Here is a 9,101-nt window from a genome sequence, read left to right as displayed (position 1 = left end):
TGGGGATACTATTTGCCGGATCAGGACCATGGTCCTGAACACAGCGAGTTTGTGGACTTTTTTGCGACCTATAAAGCAACGTTACCGGCGATTGGCCGTCTGATGAAGGTGTGCCATGCGCGCGTGGTGCCTCTGTTCCCGGTATATGATGGTAAAACGCACCGCCTGACGATCCAGGTACGTCCTCCGATGGATGACATCCTGACGGCGGATGATCACACAATTGCCAGACGAATGAACGAAGAGGTGGAAATTTTTGTTGCCCCACACCTTGAGCAATACACCTGGATTTTAAAACTGCTTAAGACGCGTAAACCGGGTGAAATTGAGCCTTATAAACGCAAAGATCTCTATCCGAAGAAATAAAAAAAGGCCTCTCATGTGAGAGGCCTTTTTACATCAGACGGTAGTTACTCGACGGTCAGAATACGCGTGGTATTGGTTGAGCCAATGGTGCTCATGACATCGCCCTGGGTCACAATCACCAGGTCGCCGGAAACCAGATAACCTTTATCGCGCAGGAGGTTCACCGCTTCATTGGCGGCAACCACGCCATCAGTTTCGCTGTCAAAGTGAACCGGTGTGACACCGCGATACAGAGAGGTCAGATTCAGCGTACGCTCATGACGAGACATCGCGAAAATCGGCAGACCAGAACTGATACGAGAGGTCATCAGCGCGGTACGACCAGACTCAGTCATCGCGATGATAGCGGTTACCCCTTTCAGGTGGTTAGCGGCATACATCGCTGACATAGCAATCGCTTCTTCGACATTGTCAAACTGCACGTCAAGACGGTGTTTGGAGACGTTGATGCTCGGGATCTTCTCGGCACCCAGGCATACGCGAGCCATTGCCGCGACGGTTTCTGCCGGGTACTGACCTGCTGCCGTTTCTGCAGAGAGCATAACGGCATCGGTACCGTCCAGTACGGCGTTAGCCACGTCCATCACTTCCGCACGGGTCGGCATTGGGTTGGTAATCATCGACTCCATCATCTGCGTGGCGGTAATAACCGCACGGTTCAGCTGACGTGCGCGACGAATCAACGCTTTTTGAATACCTACCAGCTCAGGATCGCCAATTTCAACGCCCAGGTCGCCACGAGCGACCATCACCACGTCGGAAGCCAGAATGATGTCATCCATCGCATTCTGGTCGCAGACGGCTTCCGCACGTTCTACCTTGGCGACGATTTTCGCATCGCAACCTGCGTCGCGCGCCAGACGGCGGGCATAGTTCAGGTCTTCGCCGCAGCGCGGGAAGGAGACGGCCAGATAATCAACGCTGATTTGCGCTGCAGTGACGATGTCAGCTTTATCTTTTTCGGTCAGGGCTTCAGCAGAAAGACCGCCGCCCAATTTGTTGATGCCCTTATTATTGGACAGCGGGCCGCCGACGGTGACTTCGGTGAAGACTTTCATTCCCTGGACTTCCAGCACCTTAAGCTGTACGCGACCGTCATCAAGTAGCAGGATATCGCCTGGCACGACGTCAGCAGGCAGACCTTTATAATCGATCCCGACTTTTTCTTTGTCGCCTTCGCCTTTGCCAAGGTTGGCGTCTAACAGGAACTTGTCGCCAACATTAAGAAAAACTTTACCTTCTTTAAAGGTTGATACGCGGATTTTAGGTCCCTGCAGGTCACCCAAAATAGCTACATGGCGTCCCAGTTTTGCGGCAATTTCACGGACCTTATCCGCCCGCATTTTGTGATCTTCTGGAGAGCCGTGCGAAAAGTTCATACGTACGACGTTCGCACCCGCAGCGATAATTTTTTCGAGGTTGTTATCGCGATCAGTTGCTGGGCCTAACGTGGTAACGATTTTGGTTCTGCGAAGCCTTCTGGACATGTAATACTCCGTTGACTGAAACAACTAGGTGTTGCGTGAACATTAATCCGGTCGTTCTCAAACATTGACGGTAAATGAACGACCCGGATGATAAAAGGGTAGAACATTGTTATTGCTTTTAGCGATCATCACTCTTGATGAGTAATTCTTTATCAAAACGCGATTCCTTGAGTGCTTCCTTGACACGCTTCAAGTTATCTCTAAATTTTGCCCCGCGGCGCAAAGTAAATCCTGTAGCCAGCACATCTATCACGGTCAGTTGAGCAAGTCGAGAGACCATGGGCATATAAATGTCAGTATCTTCCGGTACGTCGAGGGTAATGGCCAGCGTGGCTTCGCGCGCCAGCGGCGTGCCGGGAGAGGTCAAAGCGATAACCATCGCGTCGTTTTCCCTCGCCAACTGCGCCAGTTCAACCAGAGTTTTGGTTCTTCCGGTATGCGAAATCAGCACAATAACGTCGTCGTCGCTACAATTCATGCAACTCATACGTTGCAGTACAATATCGTCGGAATAGATCACCGGTACGTTAAAACGAAAAAATTTGTTCATCGCGTCGTGCGCTACCGCGGCGGAAGACCCAAGGCCAAAAAAGGCAATTTTCTTCGCCTGGGTTAACAAATCCACCGCCCTGTTTACCGCGGTGTTATCCAGAGACTGGCGAACGTGGTCAAGACTTGCCATCGCCGACTCGAAGATTTTTCCCGTGTAAGATTCTACGCTGTCATCCTCATCCACATTACGATTAACATAAGGGGTGCCATTTGCCAGACTTTGCGCCAGATGAAGTTTAAAATCAGGAAAGCCGCGCGTATCCATACTGCGACAGAAGCGGTTCACCGTCGGCTCGCTGACGTTGGCTTCCAGCGCAAGCGCAGCGATGCTTGAATGGATTGCCCGGTCGGGTGAGGCAAGAATAATGTCAGCGACTTTACGCTCTGATTTGCTCAACTGTTCCAGTTTTAACTGGATTTTTTCCAGCATATTCATGATGTAGGTCGACTCATGGCTCATGGGAAAAAACGATTTCAGCGATACGGGGAAATCGGGGGATACATTTGCTAGATATTACCCCTGCCACGGAAGGAACGGGGCAAAATGGACAGAATAGTTGTTGTTTTTTTTCATTACATGATCGAAGTCTGGTTTTGTTACTTCTTCATGGCTACGAAAAAAAGCGACTTTTTTATCCATTTTGCAGAGGTAAACGCCAATCAAACGCCTGTTTGCGGTAACAGCACGGCTGGATAAGCGTTTACGGTTTCCGGATTCACGTAAAAGCAGTACAGTGCACTGTAATAAAATTACAACCAGTTTCTGGCAAAAGCACCAGACACTTAATTGAGGAGAATGACATGGCGGTAACGCAAACAGCCCAGGCATGTGACCTGGTCATTTTCGGCGCGAAGGGCGACCTGGCGCGGCGGAAATTGCTGCCTTCCCTGTATCAACTGGAAAAGGCCGGCCAGATTAACCCGGAAACCCGTATCATCGGGGTAGGGCGTGCCGACTGGGACAAAGCAGCCTATACCAAGGTTGTGCGCGAAGCGCTCGAAACCTTCATGAAAGAAAAAATTGATGAAGGTTTGTGGGAGACCCTCAGCGGCCGTCTGGAGTTTTGTAATCTGGATGTCAATGATACCGCCGCATTTAGCCGTCTGGGTGAAATGCTGGATCAGAAATCACGGACTACGATTAACTATTTCGCGATGCCGCCAAGCACCTTTGGCGCGATCTGCAAAGGTTTGGGTGAAGCAAAGCTGAATGCTAAACCTGCCCGCGTTGTGATGGAAAAACCGTTGGGAACGTCACTGGCAACATCGCGCGAGATCAATGATCAGGTCGGTGAATATTTCGAAGAGTGTCAGGTTTATCGTATCGACCACTATCTCGGTAAAGAGACGGTGCTGAACCTGCTGGCACTGCGTTTTGCCAACTCCCTGTTTGTAAACAACTGGGATAACCGCACGATCGATCACGTTGAAATTACCGTCGCGGAAGAAGTGGGTATTGAAGGTCGCTGGGGTTATTTTGACCAGGCCGGTCAAATGCGCGACATGATCCAAAACCACCTGCTGCAGATCTTGTGCATGATCGCGATGTCTCCGCCGTCGGACCTGAGCGCTGACAGCATTCGTGATGAAAAAGTGAAGGTACTGAAATCACTACGCCGTATCGACCGCTCAAACGTGCGTGAAAAGACGGTTCGCGGTCAGTACACCGCGGGTTTTGCCCAGGGCAAAAAAGTTCCGGGATATCTGGAAGAAGAGGGCGCGAACAAAAGCAGCAATACGGAAACGTTTGTGGCGATCCGTGTGGATATTGATAACTGGCGTTGGGCGGGCGTTCCGTTCTATCTGCGTACCGGCAAGCGTTTACCGACGAAGTGCTCTGAAGTCGTCGTCTATTTCAAAACGCCTGAGCTGAATCTGTTCCGGGAATCCTGGCAGGATCTGCCGCAGAACAAGCTGACTATTCGTTTGCAGCCTGATGAAGGTGTTGATATCCAGGTGCTGAACAAAGTGCCGGGTCTGGACCACAAGCATAACCTGCAAATCACCAAGCTTGATCTGAGCTATTCCGAAACCTTTAACCAGACGCATCTGGCCGACGCCTATGAGCGACTGCTGCTTGAAACGATGCGCGGTATTCAGGCGCTGTTTGTGCGTCGTGATGAAGTTGAAGAAGCCTGGAAGTGGGTCGACTCAATTACCGAAGCATGGGCGATGGACAACGATGCGCCGAAACCGTATCAGGCAGGGACCTGGGGACCGGTTGCCTCTGTGGCAATGATCACCCGAGATGGTCGTTCCTGGAACGAATTCGAGTAAAAAATCGCCTTACCCATAGGGGTTATTTTACCGGTAACATGATCTAACACAGATTGCAGAATAATTTTTGCACTTTTAAGCCTCGCGTGGATTCACCCGCGGGGCTTTTTTTATTACACTGCCTGAAACGATTTTGCCCCTGAGCTACGGCAAACAAGCGATTCAGCACTTTTTAACACGACTGATAAGCATTGTTAACCCTACCGCTCTGACAGATAAATTTTAGGAGCCTCTATGAATCCGAATTTGTTACGCGTAACACAACGTATCGTCGAACGTTCTCGCCATACACGTTCCGCCTACCTCGCCCGTATTGAACAAGCTAAATCGACCACCGTTCATCGTTCGCAACTGGCATGCGGTAACCTGGCTCATGGCTTTGCCGCGTGTCAACCGGACGACAAAGCATCGCTGAAAAGCATGCTGCGTAACAATATCGCGATCATTACCTCCTACAACGACATGCTTTCTGCGCATCAGCCATATGAACATTATCCGGCTATCATTCGCCAGGCGCTGCATGAAGCCAATGCGGTAGGTCAGGTTGCCGGTGGTGTGCCGGCCATGTGTGACGGTGTTACCCAGGGACAGGATGGGATGGAGCTTTCGCTGCTGAGTCGTGAAGTGATTGCGATGTCAGCGGCTGTAGGTCTCTCTCACAATATGTTCGATGGCGCGTTGTTCCTCGGCGTGTGCGATAAAATTGTCCCTGGCCTGGTGATGGCGGCGCTGTCATTCGGTCATCTGCCGTCAATCTTCATTCCTTCCGGGCCGATGGCGAGCGGCCTGGCGAACAAAGAAAAAGTGCGTATTCGTCAACTCTATGCGGAAGGCAAAGTTGATCGCATGGCGCTGCTCGAGTCCGAGGCGGCGTCTTATCACGCACCGGGTACCTGTACGTTCTACGGTACGGCGAATACCAACCAGATGGTCGTTGAGTTCATGGGGATGCAACTGCCAGGCTCCTCATTCGTCCATCCGGATGCGCCGCTGCGTGAAGCGTTGACCGCTGCTGCCGCCCGTCAGGTTACGCGTCTTACCGGGAACGGCAATGAATGGATGCCGATCGGTAAAATGATCGATGAAAAAGTGGTGGTGAACGGAATTGTGGCGCTGCTGGCGACCGGGGGCTCAACTAACCACACGATGCATCTGGTGGCCATGGCGCGCGCGGCCGGGATTCTGATTAACTGGGATGACTTCTCCGATCTGTCCGATATCGTGCCGCTGATGGCGCGTTTGTACCCGAACGGTCCGGCGGATATTAACCATTTCCAGGCGGCGGGCGGCGTACCGGTGCTAATGCGTGAGCTGCTGAATGCGGGTCTGCTGCATGAAGATGTGAATACCGTTGCCGGATTCGGTTTATCGCGTTACACCATGGAGCCGTGGCTTAACAACGGTGAACTGGACTGGCGCGAAGGGGCGGCGAAATCACTGGACAGCAACGTGATTGCCACCTTTGACCAACCTTTCTCTCACCACGGCGGCACTAAAGTGCTGAGCGGTAACCTCGGGCGCGCAGTGATGAAAACGTCGGCGGTACCGGTTGAAAATCAGGTTATTGAAGCGCCGGCAGTCGTTTTTGAAAGTCAGCACGATGTGTTACCGGCGTTCGATGCCGGTCTGCTTGACCGCGATTGCGTAGTTGTTGTGCGTCATCAGGGACCAAAAGCGAACGGAATGCCAGAATTACATAAACTCATGCCGCCACTTGGTGTATTATTGGACCGTTGTTTCAAAATTGCGTTAGTTACCGATGGACGACTTTCAGGTGCTTCAGGTAAAGTGCCTTCAGCAATCCATGTAACCCCAGAAGCCTATGATGGCGGTCTGCTGGCAAAAGTACGTGATGGCGACATCATTCGTGTGAATGGACAGACAGGTGAATTGACGCTGCTGGTTGACGAAGAAGAACTTGCTTCACGTCAGCCTCACATTCCAGACCTCAGCGCATCGCGCGTGGGGACCGGACGTGAAATGTTCAGCGCGTTGCGTGAGAAGCTGTCCGGAGCGGAGCAGGGCGCAACCTGTATCACTTTTTAAGACTTATTTTGTAATCAGGCGAGAGAAAACTCTGATGAAAAACTGGAAGACAAGTGCAGAAGCAATCCTGACCACTGGCCCGGTTGTACCGGTTATTGTGGTTAATAAACTGGAACATGCGGTGCCGATGGCAAAAGCGCTGGTTGCAGGTGGCGTGCGCGTTCTGGAAGTGACCTTACGTACTGCATGTGCGATGGATGCCATTCGCGCGATCGCGAAAGAAGTTCCGGACGCCATCGTCGGCGCAGGTACTGTACTGAATCCGCAACAACTGGCTGAAGTCACCGAAGCCGGTGCGCAGTTTGCTATCAGCCCGGGTCTGACCGAGCCGCTGTTAAAAGCCGCGACGGAAGGGACTATTCCGCTGATCCCTGGCATCAGCACGGTTTCTGAACTGATGCTGGGTATGGACTACGGATTGAAAGAGTTCAAATTCTTCCCGGCGGAAGCGAACGGCGGTACTAAAGCGCTGCAGGCGATTGCGGGCCCGTTCTCTCAGGTACGTTTCTGCCCAACCGGTGGTATCTCTCCGGCGAATTACCGTGACTACCTCGCGCTGAAAAGCGTGCTGTGCATCGGTGGTTCCTGGCTGGTTCCGGCAGATGCGCTGGAAGCTGGCGATTACGAACGCATTACCAAACTGGCTCGTGAAGCAGTAGAAGGCGCGAAGCAGTAAGCCGTTAATGTGTAAACCGTAGGCCGGATGCGGCATTAACGCCTTATCCGGCCTACGGGTCTGGTTTTTTATCCTGTAACTTTCACCTGTGCGGCGGCGTGTTTCGCGCGTTCAACCGCGTCTTCAATGGTTTGCGCTGTAGCCAGTACCACGCCTAAACGACGGCTCCCGTCGATCTCCGGCTTACCAAAGAATCGTACTTGCAGGCCAGCACCCACGGCGGCCTGTACGTTATCAAACGTTACATTCTGGCTGCTAAGTTGCGGCAGAATAACGGCGGAAGCGGAAGGCCCGTACTGACGGATTGCGCCAACGGGCAGACCGAGAAATGCGCGGACGTGCAGGGCAAATTCAGACAGGTCCTGCGAAATTAAGGTCACCATCCCGGTGTCGTGCGGGCGAGGGGAGACTTCGCTAAAAATGACCTCATCACCGCAGACAAACAGCTCCACGCCAAACAGACCGTAGCCGCCTAACGCCAGCACGACTTTACGGGCAATCTCCTGCGCGCGCGCCAGCGCCAGGTCGCTCATCTGCTGAGGCTGCCAGGATTCACGATAATCGCCATCTTCCTGACGATGCCCTACCGGCGCGCAAAAGTGTACGCCATCAACGGCGCTAACGGTAAGCAGGGTAATTTCAAAATCAAAATCTACCACGCCTTCGACGATAACGCGCCCGGCGCCTGCCCGGCCTCCCTGTTGAGCATAGTTCCAGGCTTCGGTGAGCCGATCGGCTGAACGAATAAAGCTTTGCCCCTTACCTGAGGAACTCATTACTGGCTTCACGATGCAAGGAAAGCCAATTTCGGCGACGGCCTCGCGAAAGCGAGTTTCGCTGTCTGCAAAGCGAAAAGAAGAGGTTGGTAAAGACAGCTCCTCTGCGGCGAGGCGACGGATCCCTTCGCGGTTCATGGTCAGTTGGGTCGCTCGTGCGCACGGCACAACGTGTTGCCCTTCCTGTTCCAGCTTTACCAGCATATCCGTGGCAATCGCTTCTATTTCCGGCACGATATAATGTGGTTTTTCACGCTCGACAACCTCGCGCAACGCTTCGCCATCCAGCATGTTGATAACGTATGAGCGATGGGCAACGTGCATGGCTGGCGCGTCGGGGTAACGATCCACGGCAATGACTTCCACACCCAGGCGTTGGCATTCGATCGCCACTTCTTTACCCAGTTCACCTGAACCTAATAACATCACTCGCGTTGCTGCGGGACGCAGCGCTGTGCCTAATAACGTCATAAATTAATCCCCTGTTTTATCTGGGCGCAGTATATACGAAAACGTTTGCGTCTGTCTTTATTACCAGGTTGATTTCAGGGCGCAAAAAAGAGTATACTGTACATAAATACAGGTGATTTAAGAGGCTGCAAAAATGGCGGTTGAAGTTAAATACGTAGTCATTCGGGAAGGTGAGGAAAAAATGTCGTTTACCAGCAAAAAGGAAGCCGATGCGTATGACAAAATGCTTGATACAGCGGATTTGCTCGACACATGGCTGGAGCAGTCACCGGTAGCGCTTGAAGACGAGCAGCGTGAAGCGCTTTCCCTGTGGCTGGCTGAGCAAAAAGATGTGCTGAGCGCCATCCTGAAAAACGGCAAGCTGCCGTCTCCGCAGGCCGTTAAAAATGACGCGCACGCTGAGGATGATACCCAGGCTGCCTGAAACGACTTGCGCTCCTGACGTTTTGT

At 52.4% G+C, this 9,101-nt stretch carries 7 protein-coding genes and 1 pseudogene; 5 read left to right on the top strand and 3 right to left on the bottom strand.

Going from position 1 to position 9,101, the window contains the following annotated elements; all coding sequences use genetic code 11:
* A pseudogene (locus KQJ18_RS09750) lies at window positions 1–366 on the top strand (lauroyl-Kdo(2)-lipid IV(A) myristoyltransferase); the annotation flags it as partial.
* A gap of 44 nt (window positions 367–410) precedes the next feature.
* On the opposite strand, the gene pyk reads toward KQJ18_RS09750, so the two are convergent.
* On the bottom strand, window positions 411–1,853 hold the full coding sequence (gene pyk, locus KQJ18_RS09745; RefSeq protein ID WP_038641420.1) for a pyruvate kinase: 1,443 nt from the start codon (window positions 1,851–1,853) through the stop codon (window positions 411–413).
* A 118-nt stretch (window positions 1,854–1,971) separates the two neighbouring features.
* Complete coding sequence (locus KQJ18_RS09740; protein WP_038643240.1) at window positions 1,972–2,841, bottom strand: MurR/RpiR family transcriptional regulator; 870 nt, start codon at window positions 2,839–2,841, stop codon at window positions 1,972–1,974.
* A 365-nt stretch (window positions 2,842–3,206) separates the two neighbouring features.
* Here KQJ18_RS09740 and zwf point away from each other — a divergent pair, with 365 nt between their 5' ends.
* From zwf to kdgA, 3 genes are all read left to right on the top strand, one after another.
* The gene (gene zwf, locus KQJ18_RS09735; protein WP_003034896.1) at window positions 3,207–4,682 is read left to right on the top strand and encodes a glucose-6-phosphate dehydrogenase; all 1,476 of its coding nucleotides are present in this window, start codon (window positions 3,207–3,209) and stop codon (window positions 4,680–4,682) included.
* Between the two features lie 234 nt (window positions 4,683–4,916).
* Window positions 4,917–6,728, top strand: a complete 1,812-nt coding sequence (gene edd / locus KQJ18_RS09730; RefSeq protein WP_085048044.1) for a phosphogluconate dehydratase — start codon at window positions 4,917–4,919, stop codon at window positions 6,726–6,728.
* Between the two features lie 34 nt (window positions 6,729–6,762).
* A complete protein-coding gene (kdgA, locus tag KQJ18_RS09725) occupies window positions 6,763–7,404 on the top strand; it encodes a bifunctional 4-hydroxy-2-oxoglutarate aldolase/2-dehydro-3-deoxy-phosphogluconate aldolase (RefSeq protein ID WP_038641415.1) in 642 nt (213 codons plus the stop codon).
* Between the two features lie 68 nt (window positions 7,405–7,472).
* On the opposite strand, the gene purT is transcribed toward kdgA, so the two are convergent.
* On the bottom strand, window positions 7,473–8,651 hold the full coding sequence (purT, locus tag KQJ18_RS09720; protein ID WP_137347811.1) for a formate-dependent phosphoribosylglycinamide formyltransferase: 1,179 nt from the start codon (window positions 8,649–8,651) through the stop codon (window positions 7,473–7,475).
* Window positions 8,652–8,784: 133 nt separating this feature from the next.
* Between purT and yebG the strand changes: the two genes are divergently transcribed.
* On the top strand, window positions 8,785–9,075 hold the full coding sequence (yebG, locus tag KQJ18_RS09715; protein WP_085048046.1) for a DNA damage-inducible protein YebG: 291 nt from the start codon (window positions 8,785–8,787) through the stop codon (window positions 9,073–9,075).
* Window positions 9,076–9,101 lie beyond the last annotated feature (26 nt).

The sequence above is a fragment of the Citrobacter sp. S55_ASV_140 genome (assembly GCF_018919505.1).
Lineage (GTDB): Bacteria > Pseudomonadota > Gammaproteobacteria > Enterobacterales > Enterobacteriaceae > Citrobacter > Citrobacter werkmanii.
Note: the sequence above shows the minus strand (reverse complement) of the source record. Positions and strands in the feature narration are given on the sequence as shown.

Coding starts and splice junctions, on each gene's coding strand:
- pyk (WP_038641420.1), bottom strand. CDS start 1,853: ATGTCCAGAAGGCTTCGCAGAACCAAAATCGTTACCACGTTAGGCCCA.
- KQJ18_RS09740 (WP_038643240.1), bottom strand. CDS start 2,841: ATGAATATGCTGGAAAAAATCCAGTTAAAACTGGAACAGTTGAGCAAA.
- zwf (WP_003034896.1), top strand. CDS start 3,207: ATGGCGGTAACGCAAACAGCCCAGGCATGTGACCTGGTCATTTTCGGC.
- edd (WP_085048044.1), top strand. CDS start 4,917: ATGAATCCGAATTTGTTACGCGTAACACAACGTATCGTCGAACGTTCT.
- kdgA (WP_038641415.1), top strand. CDS start 6,763: ATGAAAAACTGGAAGACAAGTGCAGAAGCAATCCTGACCACTGGCCCG.
- purT (WP_137347811.1), bottom strand. CDS start 8,651: ATGACGTTATTAGGCACAGCGCTGCGTCCCGCAGCAACGCGAGTGATG.
- yebG (WP_085048046.1), top strand. CDS start 8,785: ATGGCGGTTGAAGTTAAATACGTAGTCATTCGGGAAGGTGAGGAAAAA.